The sequence below is a fragment of the Micromonospora sp. NPDC049497 genome (assembly GCF_044465805.1).
Classification (GTDB): Bacteria; Actinomycetota; Actinomycetes; order Mycobacteriales; family Micromonosporaceae; genus Micromonospora.
On the sequence record NZ_JBITMC010000019.1, the window covers coordinates 37,918 to 54,852 of the forward strand.

At 73.1% G+C, this 16,935-nt stretch carries 17 protein-coding genes; 9 read left to right on the forward strand and 8 right to left on the reverse strand.

Annotated features, from left to right (window positions below; translation table 11 throughout):
• Positions 1-3 precede the first annotated feature (3 nt).
• Positions 4-780 (reverse strand): alpha/beta fold hydrolase, encoded by a 777-nt coding sequence (locus ACIBR0_RS23175; protein ID WP_396718923.1) that lies wholly within the window; start codon positions 778-780, stop codon positions 4-6.
• A gap of 57 nt (positions 781-837) precedes the next feature.
• On the opposite strand from ACIBR0_RS23175, the gene ACIBR0_RS23180 reads away from it, so the two are divergent.
• Entirely contained in the window at positions 838-3,909 is a 3,072-nt protein-coding gene (locus ACIBR0_RS23180) for a BTAD domain-containing putative transcriptional regulator (RefSeq protein ID WP_396718925.1), read from the forward strand.
• Here ACIBR0_RS23180 and ACIBR0_RS23185 read toward each other — a convergent pair.
• Positions 3,885-4,439, reverse strand: a complete 555-nt coding sequence (locus ACIBR0_RS23185; protein WP_396718927.1) for a dihydrofolate reductase family protein — start codon at positions 4,437-4,439, stop codon at positions 3,885-3,887. The genes ACIBR0_RS23180 and ACIBR0_RS23185 overlap by 25 nt on opposite strands.
• A 160-nt stretch (positions 4,440-4,599) precedes the next feature.
• Between ACIBR0_RS23185 and ACIBR0_RS23190 the strand changes: the two genes are divergently transcribed.
• Complete coding sequence (locus ACIBR0_RS23190) at positions 4,600-5,151, forward strand: DUF5872 domain-containing protein (protein ID WP_396718929.1); 552 nt, start codon at positions 4,600-4,602, stop codon at positions 5,149-5,151.
• Here ACIBR0_RS23190 and ACIBR0_RS23195 read toward each other — a convergent pair whose 3' ends face one another.
• From ACIBR0_RS23195 to ACIBR0_RS23210, 4 genes are all read right to left on the reverse strand, one after another.
• The gene (locus tag ACIBR0_RS23195; RefSeq protein WP_396718931.1) at positions 5,152-5,460 is read right to left on the reverse strand and encodes a hypothetical protein; all 309 of its coding nucleotides are present in this window, start codon (positions 5,458-5,460) and stop codon (positions 5,152-5,154) included.
• Between the two features lie 21 nt (positions 5,461-5,481).
• Positions 5,482-6,591 carry a putative manganese transporter gene (locus ACIBR0_RS23200; RefSeq protein ID WP_396718933.1) on the reverse strand — a complete coding sequence of 370 codons (1,110 nt, stop codon included), beginning with the start codon at positions 6,589-6,591 and terminating at the stop codon, positions 5,482-5,484.
• Positions 6,592-6,661: 70 nt separating this feature from the next.
• On the reverse strand, positions 6,662-7,531 hold the full coding sequence (locus tag ACIBR0_RS23205) for a manganese catalase family protein (RefSeq protein WP_396718935.1): 870 nt from the start codon (positions 7,529-7,531) through the stop codon (positions 6,662-6,664).
• An 84-nt stretch (positions 7,532-7,615) separates the two neighbouring features.
• Complete coding sequence (locus tag ACIBR0_RS23210; protein ID WP_396718937.1) at positions 7,616-8,359, reverse strand: sensor histidine kinase; 744 nt, start codon at positions 8,357-8,359, stop codon at positions 7,616-7,618.
• Positions 8,360-8,447: 88 nt separating this feature from the next.
• Between ACIBR0_RS23210 and ACIBR0_RS23215 the strand changes: the two genes are divergently transcribed.
• The 7 genes from ACIBR0_RS23215 (at position 8,448) to ACIBR0_RS23245 (ending at position 15,629) form a co-directional block, all read left to right on the forward strand.
• The gene (locus tag ACIBR0_RS23215; RefSeq protein ID WP_396718939.1) at positions 8,448-9,065 is read left to right on the forward strand and encodes a response regulator; all 618 of its coding nucleotides are present in this window, start codon (positions 8,448-8,450) and stop codon (positions 9,063-9,065) included.
• A gap of 84 nt (positions 9,066-9,149) precedes the next feature.
• A complete protein-coding gene (hflX, locus tag ACIBR0_RS23220) occupies positions 9,150-10,307 on the forward strand; it encodes a GTPase HflX (protein ID WP_396718941.1) in 1,158 nt (385 codons plus the stop codon).
• A 340-nt stretch (positions 10,308-10,647) separates the two neighbouring features.
• The gene (locus ACIBR0_RS23225) at positions 10,648-10,821 is read left to right on the forward strand and encodes a hypothetical protein (protein ID WP_357036745.1); all 174 of its coding nucleotides are present in this window, start codon (positions 10,648-10,650) and stop codon (positions 10,819-10,821) included.
• On the forward strand, positions 10,818-11,831 hold the full coding sequence (locus tag ACIBR0_RS23230; RefSeq protein ID WP_396718943.1) for a glycosyltransferase family 4 protein: 1,014 nt from the start codon (positions 10,818-10,820) through the stop codon (positions 11,829-11,831). Before ACIBR0_RS23225 ends, ACIBR0_RS23230 begins: the two co-directional genes overlap by 4 nt.
• A 119-nt stretch (positions 11,832-11,950) precedes the next feature.
• Positions 11,951-13,087 carry a glycosyltransferase gene (locus ACIBR0_RS23235; RefSeq protein ID WP_396718945.1) on the forward strand — a complete coding sequence of 379 codons (1,137 nt, stop codon included), beginning with the start codon at positions 11,951-11,953 and terminating at the stop codon, positions 13,085-13,087.
• Positions 13,084-14,136: a glycosyltransferase gene (locus ACIBR0_RS23240; protein WP_396718947.1), complete on the forward strand. Its 1,053-nt coding sequence runs from the start codon at positions 13,084-13,086 to the stop codon at positions 14,134-14,136. Before ACIBR0_RS23235 ends, ACIBR0_RS23240 begins: the two co-directional genes overlap by 4 nt.
• On the forward strand, positions 14,133-15,629 hold the full coding sequence (locus ACIBR0_RS23245; protein WP_396718949.1) for a glycoside hydrolase family 130 protein: 1,497 nt from the start codon (positions 14,133-14,135) through the stop codon (positions 15,627-15,629). Before ACIBR0_RS23240 ends, ACIBR0_RS23245 begins: the two co-directional genes overlap by 4 nt.
• Positions 15,630-15,662: 33 nt before the next feature.
• On the opposite strand, the gene ACIBR0_RS23250 is transcribed toward ACIBR0_RS23245, so the two are convergent.
• Both ACIBR0_RS23250 and ACIBR0_RS23255 read right to left on the reverse strand, forming a co-directional pair.
• Positions 15,663-16,382 (reverse strand): RNA polymerase sigma factor SigF, encoded by a 720-nt coding sequence (locus ACIBR0_RS23250; protein WP_396719060.1) that lies wholly within the window; start codon positions 16,380-16,382, stop codon positions 15,663-15,665.
• A 309-nt stretch (positions 16,383-16,691) separates the two neighbouring features.
• Entirely contained in the window at positions 16,692-16,886 is a 195-nt protein-coding gene (locus ACIBR0_RS23255) for a hypothetical protein (protein WP_396718951.1), read from the reverse strand.
• Positions 16,887-16,935 lie beyond the last annotated feature (49 nt).

A 16,935-nucleotide genomic window follows, 5' to 3' on the forward strand; every position in this document is an offset into this window, starting at 1 on the left:
CTGCTACGCGTCGAGGAACTCGTCGATCATCGGGGCCAGCAACTCCGCGCGCTGCGGCACGCTCACGTGGGTGGTGCCCGGCAGGACGGCCAGCCGGGAGGCCGGCAGGCCGGTCAGGTCGCCGACCACCCCGCCGCCCAGCAGGCGGAACATCTCGACCGCGTGTTCCGGCCGGACGATGTCCGAGTCGGCCAGGACGAGTAGCGTCGGCGCGGTCATCGCCCGGATCGCCGACCGTGACCAGCGCGGCGGGTCCGCGTCCAGCTCCTTGACCTTGCGTACGAGGGTGGGCCACGCCGCCGGGTCGGGGGCGGTGCGCACGTACTCCTCGTGGAACTCGGAGCCGTGCAGGTGCTCCGGTCGCAGGTGCTGGATCCCGTCCAGCACACCGGGGTGTATCCCGGACCCGTCGAAGCTGACCGAGGCCAGCACCAGACGGCCGACGCGGTGCGCGTGGTCGGTGCCGAGCCGCAGGCCCACCGCCGCGCCCATGCTCCAGCCGTACACGTCGGCGACGGCGACACCCAGGTGGTCGAGGAGGGCGACGACGTCGGCGGCGAAGCCGTCCACCGTCAGCGGCCGGTCCGCGTCCGGTGTGCGCCCGTGGGCCTGGAACTCGACCGCGATCACCCGACGGTTCCTCGCCAGCAGCGGCAGGATCGTGCCGAACGAGGTGCCGATGCCGGAGAGGGCGCCGTGCAGGAGCACGAGCGGCCGGCCCGACCCGGCGCCGTGCGACTCGTAGTAGACGGTCAGGTCGTTCACCGGTGCGTATGCCATGACGCCACCCTGCGCCGGGCCGCTTACGACCCGCTTACCGCAGGTAGGGTGGCCGGCATGCGTTTCGGCGTCCTCGGACCGCTCGCCGTCGTCACCGACGCGGGCGTACCGGTGACGGTGCCCGGGGTCAAGGTCCGGGCGCTGCTGGCCGACCTGCTCGTGCACCGCAACCGGGTCGTCTCGACCGGCCGGCTGATCGACGACCTGTGGGGTGACGCACCACCGGCGAACGCCGCCGGCGCGTTGCAGGTCCGCGTGTCCCAGCTGCGCAAGGCCCTCGACGACGTCGAACCCGGCGCCCGGAAACTGATCGAGTCGCGGGCACCCGGGTACGTGCTGCGGACCGACGAGGTGGACGCCGAGCGGTTCGTCCGGCTGGCCGCCGAGGACGACGTGGACAGCCTCACCGAGGCGCTGGGGCTGTGGCGGGGCGACCCGTACGCGGACGTCGCGGACGAGGAGTGGGTCCGCGCGGAGGTCGTCCGGCTCGACGAGGCCCGGTTGCTGGTCGTCGAGAAGCTGGCCGCGGCCCGGCTGGCCCGGGGTGAGCACGCCCTGGTCGCCGCCGACCTGGCCGAGCTGGTCGACCGGCATCCGCTGCGCGAGGGCCTGCGGGCACTCCAGATGCGGGCCCTGTACGCGACCGGCCGCCAGTCCGAGGCCCTGGACAGCTACGCCGACCTGCGGCGGCGCCTCGCCGAGGAGCTGGGCCTCGACCCCGGTCCGGACCTGGTCGCGCTGCACCGGCGGATCCTGGAGCAGGACACGGCGTTGAGCCCGCCGCCGGCCGCGGCGCGGATCCGCAACAGCATGCCCGCCCGGCTCGACGAGCTGGTCGGCCGCGCCGAGGCGCTCACCGAGCTGCGCGCCCTCGTGCCGCGACGGCGGCTCGTCACGCTGGTCGGGCCGGGCGGCGTCGGCAAGACCCGGCTGGCCACCGAGGTCGCCCGGGAACAGGCGTTCCCCGACGGCGTGCACCTGGTCGAGCTGACCGCGCTGCGCCCCGGCGAGACCGCCGTCGCGGACCTGGTGCTGGCCGCGCTCGACGTCCGCGAGGTCGCGGGCGCCAGCGTCACCGCCGACGATCACCTGGTGGCGGCGCTGCGACACCGGCGGACGCTGCTGGTGCTGGACAACTGCGAGCACGTCGTCGAACCGGCTGCCGCCCTGGTCGCCCGGCTGCTGCGGGAGGCGCCGGAGGTGACCGTGCTGGCGACCAGCCGGGAACCGCTCGGCCTCGCCGGGGAGCTGCTGTGGGAGGTGCGGCCGCTGCCCGTACCCGGTGACAGCCCGGACCTCGACGCGGTCCGGCGGTCGGCCGCGGCCCGGCTGTTCACGGCCCGGGCCGCCGCGCAGCAGCGCGGCTTCCAGCTGGACGAACGGACGGCGCCGGCCGTCGCGCAGCTCTGCCGGCGGCTGGACGGCCTGCCGCTCGCGCTGGAGCTGGCCGCGAAGCGGGTACGCGCCCTGGGCCTGGACGGCGTCGTCGAGCGCCTCGACGACCGGTTCCGCCTGCTCGGCACGACGCAGCGGGACGTGCCGGCCCGCCAGCGCACCCTGACCGCCGTCATCGGTTGGAGCTGGGACCTGCTGGGTGACGACGAGCGGGTCGTGCTGTCCCGCCTCGCCGTGCACCCCGACGGCTGCCCGGCCGAGGCCGCCGAGGCGGTCTGCGGCGCCGACCTCGACATCCTGACCGCCCTGGTCGACCGGTCGCTGGTGGTGCTGGACACCTCCGGCGTGGTGCCGCGCTACCGGCTGCTGGAGTCGGTCGCCGCGTACGCCCTGGAACGCCTCGACCCGGCCGACCCGGTCCGGCAACGGCACGCGGCGTACTGGACGGAGTGGGCCGAGCGCGCCGACCCGCTGCTGCGCGGTCCCGGCCAGCGTGAGTGGCTCGCCCGCCTGGACGCCGAGACGCCGAACCTGCGCGCCGCCCTCGCGTACGGCGGCGGCCTGCGCCTGGCCAACGCTCTGACCTGGTACTGGTTCCTGCGCGGGCGGCTCACCGAGGCGCGCCGCGCCCTGACCCTCGACGGTGACGCCGGCGCGCGCGCCGAGGCGGCGGTGTGGCGGGCGGGGTTCGCACTCCTCCAGGGCGAGGCCGTCCCGGACGGCGACATCGGCGCCGCCCTCGCCGGCCACACCGACGGCCGGGCCACCTGGTTCGTGGCCGCGGCGCTGCTCGACAACAACGACCGTGCCCGCTCCGCCGAGCTGCTCGACCGGGCCCGGGCAGCCGGCGACGACCCGTGGGTCGAGGCGGCCGTGTGCGTGACCCGGGCGATGCTGGCCCATGCCGCCACTGACATCGCCGGGCTGGAACGCGCCGCCACCCGCGCCGCCGCGCTGTTCGCGGAGCTGGGCGACGACTGGGGGCGGTTCCAGGCGACCGACTGGCTGGGTGGCCTGGCCGAGCTGACCGGCGACCACGAGCGGGCCGTCGCCCTGCACCGCGAGGGCCTGCGCTGGGCCGAGGAGCTGGCGCTGTGGCCGCAGGTCGGCACCAAGCTGTCCTGGCTGGCCTGGCTCGCCGTACAGAACCGGGATCACGGCCACGCGCGGGAGCTGGCCGAACGCGCGTACCGGCTGGCGGTCGAGCAGGACGCACCGGCCGCGCGGGTCTTCGCCGAGCTGAACCTCGGCATCGCCGCCCGCCGGGACGGGAAGCTCGACGTCGCCACCACCCACCTGGAGCGCCTGGTCGAGCAGGGTGGCGAGGACGCCCTGTTCCTGCCCATGGTGCTGGGCGAGCTGGCGTACGCGGTGGCGGAGAAGGGGGACCGCGACCGGGCGCTGGCGCTGCACGCCCGTGCCTTCGACGTGGCCGTCGCGATCGACGCGCCGCGCGACGCGTGCGGCGCCCTCGAAGGGCTGGCGTCGGCGGCACCGACACCGGAGGTGGCGGCGCGGATCCTCGGTGCCGCGCACGCCGCCCGGGTCGGGTCCGAGGTGCCGGCCGCGCCCGCGGAGCAGGACGAACTCGACCGTACGACGACACGGCTGGTCGCGGCGCTCGGCCCGGACGGGTTCGCCGCCGCCTACCGGGTGGGACACGACCTGGGCCCGGGCGAGGCCCGGGCCCTCGTCCGACCGGCGTCCGCCTACCCGGCGGCAGCCGGCGTGTAGGTCGCGATGATCACGCCGCTCTTCATGACCTTCGTGTCGGCCAACGTGAGCGTGGTCCGCGCGTCGGCCAGCGGCGCCGACACCGACGGCCCGCCCACGAACACCGGGTGGATCCAGAACCGCACCTCGTCCACCAGGCCGGCCTTCACGAGCGTGTCGGTGAGGACGCCGTAGCCGTACATCAGGATGTCCCTGCCCTCGGCGGCCTTGAGCTTCGTGACGGCCTCGATCACGTCGCCCTGGAGCACCTCGCTGTTCTTCCACTCCGGGTTCGTGAGCGTCGTGGAGGCGACCCACTTCTTGACGTTGTTGAAGTAGGCGGCGCCAGTGCTCGGGTCGCTCTCGTCCCTGGTGGGCCAGGCGCTGGCGAAGCCCTCGTAGGTCTTCCGGCCCAGGAGCAGCGCGTCGGCCGCGTCGGTCTGCGTACCGGCGAAGGCGGCGGCCTCGTCGTCGAAGTACGGCATGGTCCACGCCGGGTTCTCGATGACGCCGTCGAGGGTGATGTAGGTCGAGTTGATGATCCTGCGCATCGCGGGTTCCTCCTGGTTGCGTCCGTCTCTGTTCGACAACCGGAACTCTGCCGGATGCCGCTTACGGTTCGCTTCAGGTGCCCTGACGTGCCGTCCCCCGCGTGCGGTGTCCGTCCGTCGCGTGACGTTCACGCCGCACGGCGTGGGGTAACGGCGTGTCATGGCGCGGTACACGAAACCGGAACTCCGGGAGCAGATCAAAGAGGAGATCAAGGCCTCCGACAAGGGCGGCAGGTCGGGACAGTGGTCGGCGCGCAAGTCGCAGCTGCTCACCAAGGAGTACGAGAAGCGCGGCGGAGGGTACGAGGGGCCGAAGGACGAGCGGCAGAGGTCGCTGCAGCGGTGGGGTGCCGAGGAGTGGCAGACCAGGGAGGGCGCCACCCGGGCGCGTCGGAACGGCGAGACGAGTCGCTATCTGCCCAAGCGTGCCTGGAACGAGCTTTCCGAGAAGGAGAAGCGCGCGACCGACACCAGGAAGCGCCAGGCGTCCCGATCCGGTAAGCAGTTCGTGGCCAACACCGGACCGGCCAAACGCGCCCGCAAGGACGCCATCTCGGTCGGGCGGCTGTCGGACCTGACGGTTGCCGAGGCGGCGAAACTCGTGCACGGCCTCGACACGGGCCAGCTCAAGGCGGCACTGCGGACCGAACGCGCGGGGAAGGCCCGCAAGACGCTGATCCAGCGGCTGGAGTCGGAACTCGACCGGCGCTGATCAGGACCGGCCGCCACCACCCGCCGTCGTTCCGCCGGCGGTGCCGGCCCACCGCGGCGCGCCGGCCGTGCCCGGTTCCGGAGTCGCTCCGCTGTCGCCGACCCTGGGGCGCAGCAGCTCGCGGAGGAGAGCCTCTCCTCCGGCCAGAGCTACCGCGAGGGGAATCGCCAGGCTGGTCAGTGCCAGGGCGGCGACCGTCCAGCCGGGCAGTCCGGCGGCGAACGCGACGACCGTCAGTGTGGCGAAGGCGGCCAGCTTCCGCCGGGTACGGGACAGTGGGACGAGGTCGGGCGTGGCTACGGAGGACATCACAGGCTCCTTTGCGCCGGGTCACAGGAGGACGAGCAGGGCGGCGCCGACGGCGGCCGCCGGGATCGTGGTGATGACGGTGGCCAGTGCGGCCGACTGCCGGCGCAGCGCGGCGAGCGGGATCAGCGCGTCCCCGTCCTGACTGACCGCGTTGGCGACGAGGGTCGGCAGCGGCAGGCCGCCGCTCACGTAGAGGCCGGTGAAGACGATCTGGACGGCGCAGCCGGGGATGAGGCCGATCCCGGCACCGACCAGCACGCCGATGATGCCGGTCAGGGCCAACTGCGAGCCGTCGAAACCGGTGGTGGTGGTCAGCACCTGCCAACCGAGGTAGGCCACGGCGACCCAGACGGTGACGAAGGAGGCCTCGTGGGCGCTGTGCCGCAGGGTGGCGCCGATCGTGCGGGCGTGCGCGGTCTCCAGGGTGTCGTCGGCGAGCCGGCCCTTGCCGGCGGCGAAGATCAGCATCGCGGTCAGGGTGCCCAGCACGCCGAGTGCCAGGTACGGATCCACCCCGCCGAAAGCGCGGGTCAGGACGGCCGGGTCGACGAGCTGGAACACGACCGGCACGGACACGGCGAAGGCCGGTGTGGTCAGGCCCCAGAACGCGGTCGACGCGGGCACCTGGGGCACCAGTCCGCCGAGCAGACGCCGGGAAGCGGTGAGGTCGGGCCCGCCGGCGGCGGCGAGCCCGGCCGGCGCACCGGCCGGGGCGAGCTTCGGCCGTCGGACGGCACGGGCGGGATCGATGCCGAGGGCGTCGACGACGTACCCGGTGACCAGGCCGACGGCGAACAGCAGGGCGTGCAGCTTGAGGGCGAAGGCCGGGTTCCAGGCGAGCACCACCCAGGACGAGTCGCCCATGGTGGCGGCCAGAGCGGCGATCACGGTGCCGAAGGAGACCTTGCCCCGGGCGTACAGCGGCATCAGGACGATCGCGCCGCCGCACCCAGGGCTGACGCCGAGCAGCGCGCCGACCAGCGGACCGAGCCGACGGCGCCGGCTCAGCCCGTCGGTGATCCGGTCACCGTACCGCCAGCGCAGCGCGCCGAAGAGCGCCACCATGACGGCGACGTACACGCCCACCTGCATGAACGCGTCCGCCAGCGGACGAAACACGAGTTCGGTCACTGCGCACCTCCTGCGTGTGGGGCCGGGTGCCGGGCCGCCCACCGCTCCGGGGCGGCCCGGCACGGTGGAATCAGGTGATCTTGCTCTTGACCTTGTTGACCACGCCCTGCGTCATGCCGGGGTTGGTGCCGTACAGGCGCGGGTCGCCCGGCGGCAGGACCGGCTCGGGAGCGTGCGCGCGGGGGCTGTGGTCGTAGCGGAACTCGCCCTTGCCGTCCGGGGTCGGCCCGGACGCCCACCGGCCCTCCGCCGCGTCCTGGCCGGGCGAGAAGTCCAGGTACGTGTAGCTGAACTGCTCGGTGAACTCCTTCGAGTCGGGGAAGGCGTCCGGCACCGGCATTTCCTCCAGGCCGTCCTCCTTGAGTTGCTCGATGGCGGCCATCCACATGTTCTGGTGCATCGTGTCGCGGGCGAGCAGGAAGCGGAGCATCTGCTTGACGCCCGGGTCGTCGGTCATGTTGAACAGGCGGGACACCTGGAGCCGGCCCTGGGCCTCGGCGGTGACGTTGAGTTGGAAGTCGGCCATGAGGTTGCCGCTGGCCGTGATGAACGCGGCGCTCCACGGCACGCCGTTGCTGTCGGTGGGCAGCGCCCCGCCGCCGCCGTGGATGAAGTGCGCCGGATTCGACCCCCCGTAGATGGCGCCGACCATCGGGTTGTCGTCGGCGGCCTCCTGCAGCGACAGCGGCGCGTTCTCCAGCAGGCGCGTGATCATCGTGGAGATCATCTCGACGTGGCCCATCTCCTCGGTGCCGACGTCGAGCAGCAGGTCCTTGTACTTGCCGGGCAGCCGGCAGTTCCAGCCCTGGTAGAGGTACTGGTTGGCGACGGTCATCTCGCCCCACTTGCCGCCCAGGATCTCCTGGAGCCGGCGGGCGAACGCCGCGTCGGGGCCGTCCGGCTTGGCCTCGAACTGCAGGTCCTTGATGTGGCTGAACATCGGTCCTCCTCGGTGCCGTTGGCTGGTGCCGAGGAAACTTCCCGCTACGGTGACCCGCCCGGGCCAATCGGCGGCCCCGCCGGGTCAACCCGCCGTAGGGGCGCCGGGGAGCAGCACCTCGAGCGCCACCCCCTGTGGCCGCAGCCGGTGCAGGCACACCTGGCCGCCGTCGACGGCGACCAGTTGGCGAGCGATCCACAGCCCGAGACCGGACATCCCGGCGGCCGGCGCCGGCCGACGCAGCGCCTCCACCAGGCCGTCCACCACGCAGCCCTCGTCGGTGACGGTGACGCTCAGCCCGGATCGGCGCCGCGCCGCGTAGATGCCGACCTGGCCCGCGGGCGGGCCGTGCCGCAACGCGTTCTCGACCAGGTTTCCCAGCACCTGCCGGGTCCGGCGCTCCGACACCTGACACACCGCGGCCCGCCGGGTCACCCGGACCCGCCGTCGGTCCGGCGGTACGACGACCGTGACGGCGGAGAGGACCGCCGCCAGGGGCACCCTCCGCTCGTCCTGGTGCCCCACCAGGGTCAGGGAGCTGGTGTTGGCCGCCGCCGCACCGAGCAGACCCTGCAGGTGGGCCGCCTGGTCGCGGGCGAGCGCCGCGATGGCGCGGCGCTCGTCGCTGCCCAGCGGCCTCCGCTCGTCGGCGAGAGCCTGGGTCAGGGCGGCCAGGGTGTTGACCGGCGTACGGAACTCGTGGCAGAACGTCCGCACCAGGAGGCCGGAGGAGTCACCGGGGATCATGGTGCCGCCGGACGCGGCGGCGGAGGTGTCGGTTCGGCGGAAAGCTCGCAGTAGTCGTTCGAACCCGTGTCCTCCGCACATACGCCCGACTCCTCCCGTTTGACGTGTACGGCATGATCGGTACCCGCTCGGGAAGGGAACAGGCATGCGCCCGTCCCCCACCATCCGGATGGCCGTTGTCGATGACCACCCGCTCTTCGCCCGCGGCCTCGAACTGCTGCTGCCGGCAGCCACCGACGGACGGGCCCGCGTGGTGGGTTCCACCGGCGACGCGGCGGCGGCTGCCTCGTTGATGAGCCGGTGCCTACCCGACCTGGCCCTGGTCGACCTCCACATGCCCGCGCCGGGCGGAATCCGCGCCGTGGCGGCGATCCGGCGGACCACGCCCCGGGTACGGGTCGTGGCGATGTCCGGCGACGAGGATCCGGCACCCGCACTGGAGGCGCTGCGCGCCGGCGCCGAGGCCTTCCTGCCCAAGAGCGCCGAGCCGGAGGAACTGCTGCCCCCGCTGCTGGCCGTCCTCGAGGGCTGGGCGGTCCTGCCGGCTCCGCTGCTGCGCGCCCTGCTGCGTCCCGCCCGGGTCGCACCCGTCGACCTCGACGCCGACGAACGCGCCCTGCTCCGGTCGATCGCCGCCGGCCGCGGCACCCTGGAGATCGCCGACCAGATGCACGTCTCCGACCGCACCGTGAAACGGATGACCGCCGCGCTGCTGCGCAAGCTGCGGGTGTCCAATCGGGCGGAGGCCGCAGCTCTCGCCGGGCACGCCGGGCTGCTGCACGACTAGGGCGCCCGCCCTCGGGACACGTACCGGGCATGGTTGGTCGTCGTAGGGGTACGGGGAGGTGACCAGGGGCGGAGAGAGGTGACGATGGCGGGATCGTGGCTGTTGGGGACGGGAGTCGGCACGCCCGGTGAGCGTCCGACAGCGGTGCTGGTGGCGGTACGTGGCGAGGAAGGCGACGGTGCCGGTGGACCCGGGACCGAGACGTCCCTGACCGAGCTGCGACGCCTCGCCGACACCGATGGTCTGCGCGTCGCCGACACCGTGGTGCAGAGCCGCTCCCGGCCGGACCCGGCGACCTTCGTCGGCTCCGGCAAGGTCGACGAACTGGCCGCGTTGGCCGAGCGGACACACGCGGACCTGGTCATCGCCGACGGCGACCTCAGCCCCGGTCAGGTGCGCAACCTGGAGCAGCGGGTGGGTGTGCGCGTGGTGGACCGCACCGCGTTGATCCTCGACATCTTCGCCGAGCACGCCCGCACGAGCGAGGGCCGGGTGCAGGTGGAGTTGGCGCAGATCGCGTACCAGTTGCCGAGGCTGCGGGGCGACGGCCGGTCGATGTCGCGGGTGGGTGGCGGCCGGATGGCCGGCGGTGCGGGTATGGGCGTCCGTGGCCCGGGTGAGATGCGCCTGGAGACCCAGCGGCGTACGTTGCGGCAGCGGGCCACCCGGCTGCGCCGCAACGCCTCCGAGCTGGCCAGGCGTCGTGAGCGCACCCGGAGCCGACGGGCACGCAACCAGATACCGTCGGTGGCGATCACCGGCTACACCAACGCCGGCAAGTCCGCGCTTCTCAACCGGTTGACCGGCGCGGACGCGCAGGTCCAGGACGTCCTGTTCGCCACCCTGGATCCGACGGTCCGGCGGATCAGCACGGGCGAGCTCACCTACACGCTCACCGACACCGTCGGCTTCGTCCGCCATCTGCCCCACCAGCTCGTGGACGCGTTCCGGTCGACACTCGACGAGGTCACGCGCAGCGACCTGGCTCTGCACGTGGTGGACGCCTCCGCTCCCGACGCGCTGGACCAGATCACCACCGTGCACGGCGTGCTGCACGAGATCGGGGCCGGGCAGGTCCCGGAACTGCTCGTGCTCAACAAGATCGACACGGCGCCGCCGGAGTGGGTCGACGCCCTGCGGCGTGCGTACCCGGAGGCCGTGGCCGCGTCGGCACTGACCGGAGCCGGTATCGACGACCTGCGGGCCGTTCTGGCTCACCGGTTGATCGCACCTCGCGCCTGACCGGGCGGCCGGTACATTCGGGGCCTGACCGCTGCCGAGCCCGGTGATGGTGCAGATCCACCTTGTGAGGCGTACGGTGGGCATGTCGCCCGGGTCCCGCAGTGGGGCCGCCAGGTGCGATCACCAGCAGCTCGCCAGAGGCGTTGACCGCCCGCCATCCGATCGCGACGGCCTGCTCGCCCTGGTGGCTGATCTCCGAATACGTGCGGCCGCGGAACCCGCCGGCCACCGCACGTTCAGTTCGCCACGCAGTGCAATGGCCGGTCGGGATCCGGCCGGAGCGTCCACACCGCCGTCCGTCAGCAGGAATGTCCCGGACGGCGTCACAAGGGAGCACCTCATGAGGATCGCCCGGCACCGGATCGTCAACGTCCTTCGCGAGCGCGGCCAGCAGGCCAGGGCCGACTGGGTCGAGCGCGAACTACCGGAGCGTGTGAACCCCCAGGAGCACACCGGTCTGCTCGCCACCCTGCGTCTCGATCCGGCCGATCTCGCCGATGCGCCGTCCCCGTGAGGGTTGCCCTGCTCGGTCCGGTCGCCTGGCGCACACCTCCCCACCACTACGGTCCCTGGGAGCAGGTGACCGGTCTGCTCGCCGAGGGGCTGGTCACCCGCGGCGTTGACGTGACCCTCTTCGCGACGCTCGACTCCGTCACGTCGGCGGCCCTCGACGGCGTGTGCCCCCGGGGGTACGCCGACGATCCGGACCTGGACGGCCGGGTGTGGGAGGCGATGCACGTGTCCCACGCGATGGCCCGCTCCGGGCAGTTCGACCTGGTCCACAGCCACCTCGACTGGCTGCCGCTCGCCTTCGCCGAGCACTGCCGTGCTCCGCTGCTCACCACCGTCCACGGCTTCTCCGGCGCGGGCATCGTCCCTGCGTACGCCCGGGCCCGCTCGTCCTACGTGTCGATCTCCGACGCCGACCGGAGCCCGGACCTCGACTACGTCGCCACGGTGCACCACGGCGTCGACCTCGCCGGGCTGCCGTTCACCCGCGACGCCGGCCCCGGACTGGCCGCCTTCGGTCGCATCCATCCCGACAAGGGCACCCACACCGCCATCGAGATCGCCCGCCGCGCCGGCCGGCCGCTGACCATCTGCGGGATCGTGCAGGACGAGCGGTACTTCGCCGAGCAGGTGGCCCCCCACATCGACGGCGAGCGGGTCGTCTTCCTCGGATCCGTCGGCCCCCGGCGGCGCGCGGAGGTGCTGGGCGCCAGCACCGCGCTGCTGCACCCGATCGCCTTCGACGAGCCGTTCGGACTGTCGGTGGTGGAGTCGATGGTCTGCGGCACGCCGGTCGTCGCGTACGCGCGAGGGTCCATGCCGGAGGTTGTCGACGAAGGGGTGACGGGGTTCCTCGTGCACACCGTCGAGCAGGCCGTCGACGCCGTCACCCGGGCTGCCGGGCTGGACCGGACCGGCTGCCGGGCCCGGGCCGGGCAGCGCTTCGGCGCGGACCGGATGGTCACCGACTATCTGGCCGTCTACGACCACCTCATCCGCCGACCGCACGGCTGAACCCGGCGACCGCCCTCGAACTCGTTCCGCCGGCCACACACGCTGGCCGGCGTGCGCCGTCACCGCGTGAGGCCGCCCCCGCACTCCGAGGCGTCCGACAACCGGAAGGCCCGACACCCATGCCCAGCTACGGATTCCTCAGCACGCACCCACCGACCCGGTGTGGACTGGCCACCTTCAACTCCGCCCTCGCCGCCCACCTGACCGCCGACGGCACGCCCAGCGGCATCGTGCGGGTCACCGACCGCGGCGACGACCAGCGGGCCGGACCCGGGGTCGTGCACACCTGGTCGACGCGTACCTCGGCCGGCTGGCGGGACGCCGCTGCCGTCCTCAACACCTTCGACGTCGCCGTCGTCCAGCACGAGTACGGCATCTACCCCGGCGCCGACGGCGTGGACATCCTGCCGCTGCTGCGCCGGCTCACCGTGCCGAGCATCGTCGTCCTGCACACGGTGCTCCGCCAGCCCTCCGCCCGGCAGAAATCCCTGCTGGAGCAGATCGTCGCCGCCGCCGGGGCGGTCGTCACGATGACCGACACCGCCCGCGACCGGCTGCTCGTCGGCTACACGGTGTCCCCGGACAAGGTGACGGTCATCCCGCACGGCGCCGCCGAGCACGTCGGTGTACCCGCCGACCGCCGTACCCGCCCGCACCTGCTGACCTGGGGACTGCTCGGTCCCGGCAAGGGCCTTGAGTGGTCGCTGCGGGCCCTCGCGCAGTTGCAGGACCTCGACCCGACCCCCACCTACACCGTCGCCGGCCGGACCCATCCGAAGGTGGTCGAGCACCAGGGGGAGGCGTACCGGGCGGGACTGCACCGGCTCGGCGCACAGTTGGGCATCGCACACGCCGTGGACTACCAGGACGTCTACCACGACGAGGCCACCCTCGGCCGGTTGATCCGCTCCGCCGACGTCGTCGTCCTGCCCTACGACTCCCGCGAACAGGTCACCTCCGGCGTGCTCATCGAGGCGGTGGCCGCCGGGGTACCGGTCGTGGCCACAGCGTTCCCGCACGCCGTCGAGCTGCTCACCGGCGGCCCCGGTCTGGTCGTACGCCATCAGAATCCTGCAGCGCTGGCAGCCGCGATCCGGCGGATCCTGACCGAACCGGGCCTGTCCGCCCGGCTGGCCGGCCGCATCCGGCCGCTCACCGCGGACCTGCGCTGGCCGGCGGTGGCGGCCCGCTACGGCGCTCTCGCCGAGCGGCTCACCGCCGCCCGCCCGACGGTGGTCAGCGCGGCGTCGGCGTGACCGCGGCCCTCGGCCGTCCCGCCGCACCGGGCAGCGGTCCCCAGCCGACCACGCCCGGACCGAGCTTCGCGCACCTGAGCCGGTTGAGTGACGACACCGGGCTGTTCGAGCACGCCCGGCACGCCATCGTCCGTCGCGAGCACGGCTACTGCACCGACGACGTCGCGCGCGGCCTGGTCGTCACCAGCCGCCAACCCGAGCCGACGGAGGAGGTACTCCGGCTCGCCGAGCGCTACCTGGCCTTCCTGACCCACGCGCAGGACGCCGCCGGGGCCTTCCACAACCGGCTCGGCCACGATCGGCGCTGGACCGACGAGCCCGGCCTCGGCGACTGGTGGGGCCGGGCGCTGTGGGGGCTGGGTACCGCAGCTGCCCGCAGTCCCGCCGCCTGGGTTCGGGAGGAGGCGCTGGTCGCCTTCAGCAGAGCCGCCACGCGGCGCTCCCCGGCCCCGCACGCGATGGCCTTCGCCGGGCTCGGTGCCGCCGAGGTGCTGCGCCGACACCCGGCCCACGCCGCCGCGGCCGCACTGCTGACGGACGCCGCCACGACGATCGGCGGCCCCGGAGCCGATCCACGGTGGCCCTGGCCCTGGCCGCGGCTGACCTACGCCTCGGCGGCCCTTGCGGAGGTCGTCATCCTTGCCAGTCAACTGCGCCACGACGGCCCGCCCCTCGACAACGGACTGCGGATGCTGGCCTGGCTGCGCGACGTCCAACTCCGCGATGGGCACCTGTCGGTCGTACCCGCCGGTGGCTGGCGACGCGGCGAGGCGCGGCTCCGCCACGACCAGCAACCGATCGAGGCCGCCGCCTTCGCCGACGCCTGCGCCACCGCCGCCACGGTCACCGGCGACCCCGGTTGGGAGACCGGGATACGGCAGGCGGTCGGGTGGTTCCTCGGCGACAACGACGTCGGCACGCCGATGTGGGATCCGGCGACCGGTGGCGGCTACGACGGGTTGACCCCGCGCGGACCCAACCTCAACCAGGGCGCCGAATCCACCCTCGCCCTCATCGCCACCCTGCAGCACGCCCGGCGGTGGTCGTGACCGGCACCCTGGCCGTCCGGCACGGCACCACCCTCGCCCCGGATCCACGCCGGGTCGTCGTCAAGCTCTTCGTCCCGGGTGAGGACGCCGCTCTGGTACGCACCCGCGCGGCGGCGATCATCGACCGCGTCGCGCGCCTCGGCGACGAGGAGACCGGCCGGCTGCTGCGGGACACCTTCGACCGCTTCGGCAGTCGGCACCGCGACCTGGACGGCACGTTCCACCACCACTACGACCTCGTCCGGCACCGCATCGCCCGGTCCCAGGACCTTTCCCCCACCACCCGACTCCTGGTCGGCGCCTACTTCAGTCACGAGTACGCGGTCGAGGCCGCCGCGCTGTGCAACCCGTCGATGGTGATCCACCCGGACCAGGGCGGTCTGGACGCCGGACAGGTGCGCGTCGCCGTCAGCCTGCGTCAGATCGGTGAGGGTCACCTGTCGTCCATCGGGTTCGCCACCGCCGTCCTCGGACCTGGACGCCGGCTCATCGTCGCGGACCGGTCGGGCCCGCTGGTCGTCGGGCAGCGGGTGGGCGTACGGCACCGCCGGGACCTGCTCGCCGCCGGCCTGGCCGAGGAGGACTGCGACAACGAGGTCACCGCGTCCGTGCTGGACGCCCTGCCCGACCGGTACGACGAGGCCACCTTCGATCGCGTACTCGGCAACCTGCCACCGGACCTGCTGAGCCGCAGCACCGGTCCGAGCACCCTGGAACACCTGCGCCGCACCAACGCCGCCAGCTACGCCACGACCTTCCCCGCCGGCACGGAGCTGCACCAGAGGGTGCTCTGGCCGGCCACCCCGGCGGAGAGCAACGGCATGGAGGACGCCCGATTCGTCAGGTTCACCGACGAGTCCGGACCGGTGTACCGCGCCACCTACACCGCCTACGACGGACGGAGCATCGCCCCCCGCTCGTTGGCCAGCACCGATCTGCGCCGCTTCGAGATCACCCCGATGCGCGGCCCGGGCGCCCGCAACAAGGGCGTCGCGCTGTTCCCCCGTACCGTCGGCGGCCGGCACCTCGCACTGTGCCGCGCCGACGGCGAGACCATCGGCCTGACCTGCCTGGACGGCGAGAACCGGTGGCAGGAGCCGGTGCCGCTGCACGCCCCTGGCGACAGCTGGGAACTGATCCAGGTGGGCAACTGCGGATCCCCCATCGAAACCGACGCCGGCTGGCTCGTACTCACCCACGGGGTGGGTCCGATGCGCCGGTACGCCATCGGCGCGCTACTGCTCGACCTGCGTCAACCGGAACGGGTCGTCGCGCGGCTCCCCGGCACGCTCCTGGCACCCGACACGGATGACCGGGACGGGTACGTCCCCAACGTCGTCTACTCGTGTGGGGGTCTCGTCCACGCCGGCGAGCTCTGGCTGCCGTACGGGGCCAGCGACGCGCGGGTCGGATTCGCCACGGTGCCGGTGGCCGCCCTCATCTCGGCGATGGTGGAGTCCGCGCCGACACCGGGCGGCGGCGGGGGCGGGTGAGCGGGGTTGTGGGCGGCCCGGGGACCGTGAGGGTCAGACGCAGTCCTCGGAAAGCTGACCGCGCAGCTTGGCCAGCGCTCGGGTGATGAGCCGCGAGACGTGCATCTGCGAGACGCCGATCTGACCGGCGATCTCGGCCTGGGTGAGGTTGCCGTGGAAGCGCAGGCTCAGGATCCTGCGCTCGCGTTCCGGCAGCGTGGCGAGCGCCGGCCCGAGGGCGACGCGGAGTTCGACCAGGTCGAAGTCGTTGTCGGTGGCCCCGAGGGTGTCGCCGAGTTCCTGGGTGCCGTCGGCACCGACGGGGGTGGACAGCGAGGTGGCCCGGTACGCCCGCGCCCCTTCGAGTCCCTCCAGGACGGTCTCCTCCGACACCTCGAGGTAGGCCGCGATGTCGGCCACGGTCGGCGAACGCCCCAGCGTGTGCGTGAGGGTGCTGTTCGCCTCGGTGATCGTGAGGCGGAGTTCCTGCAGGCGGCGGGGCACCCGTACCGACCAGGTGCGGTCGCGGAAGTACCGCTTGATCTCGCCGATGACGGTGGGGATGGCGTACCCGGTGAAGTCGACGCCCCGGGTGGGGTCGAAGTGGTCGATGGCCTTGATCAACCCGATCGCGGCGGTCTGGGTCAGGTCCTCGTCCTGGACCCCGCGTCCCGAGTAGCGGCGCGCCAGGTGGCGGGCGAGCGGCAACCACGCCTCGATGGCGCGTTCCCGTAGCGCCGGCCGCCGGGGGTCGTCGGCCGGGGTCGCGGCCATGGCGGCCAGGAGATCATCCGGACGGTGATCGCCGAGTGTGCCGCCGGGCCGGCCGGAGCGGGTGCTGGTCGTCGATTCGAAGGTCATGACCATGGGACTGGTCCTTCCCGTGCCCGTGGATCGGATCGACCGGAAGATCTCCGAACCGGCTGTCGCCGGGAGCGCACGTACGGGCGTGTGCGCTGTCGCAAGGCCACGACCACGGGCCTCGCCACCGCGTCATGTCGTTCAGGTTATGGCGTGAACGCTACCCGAAAGACCGACTGATTACTAGCCGAAAGTATGAACCGCCGCCGGCTGCGGCAGGGGTCAGGCGCGCCGACCCGGGCCCTCGCCCGTCATCGCCGTCGACGACGGCCCGGAAGCCGCGGGGCTCACCGCGAACGGGTGGCGCAGCCGCCGCATGGCCTCCTCGCTGCCGTCGAACCTCACGTCGGCGTCGAGCCCGTCGAGGGTGGGGATGGCGAGGAACAACGCCGAAACGTGGGTGTCTTTCGATGTCATGCAAGATCCTTCTTGAGGAGCGGAGCGCATCGGGTCGCGGGAGTAACCT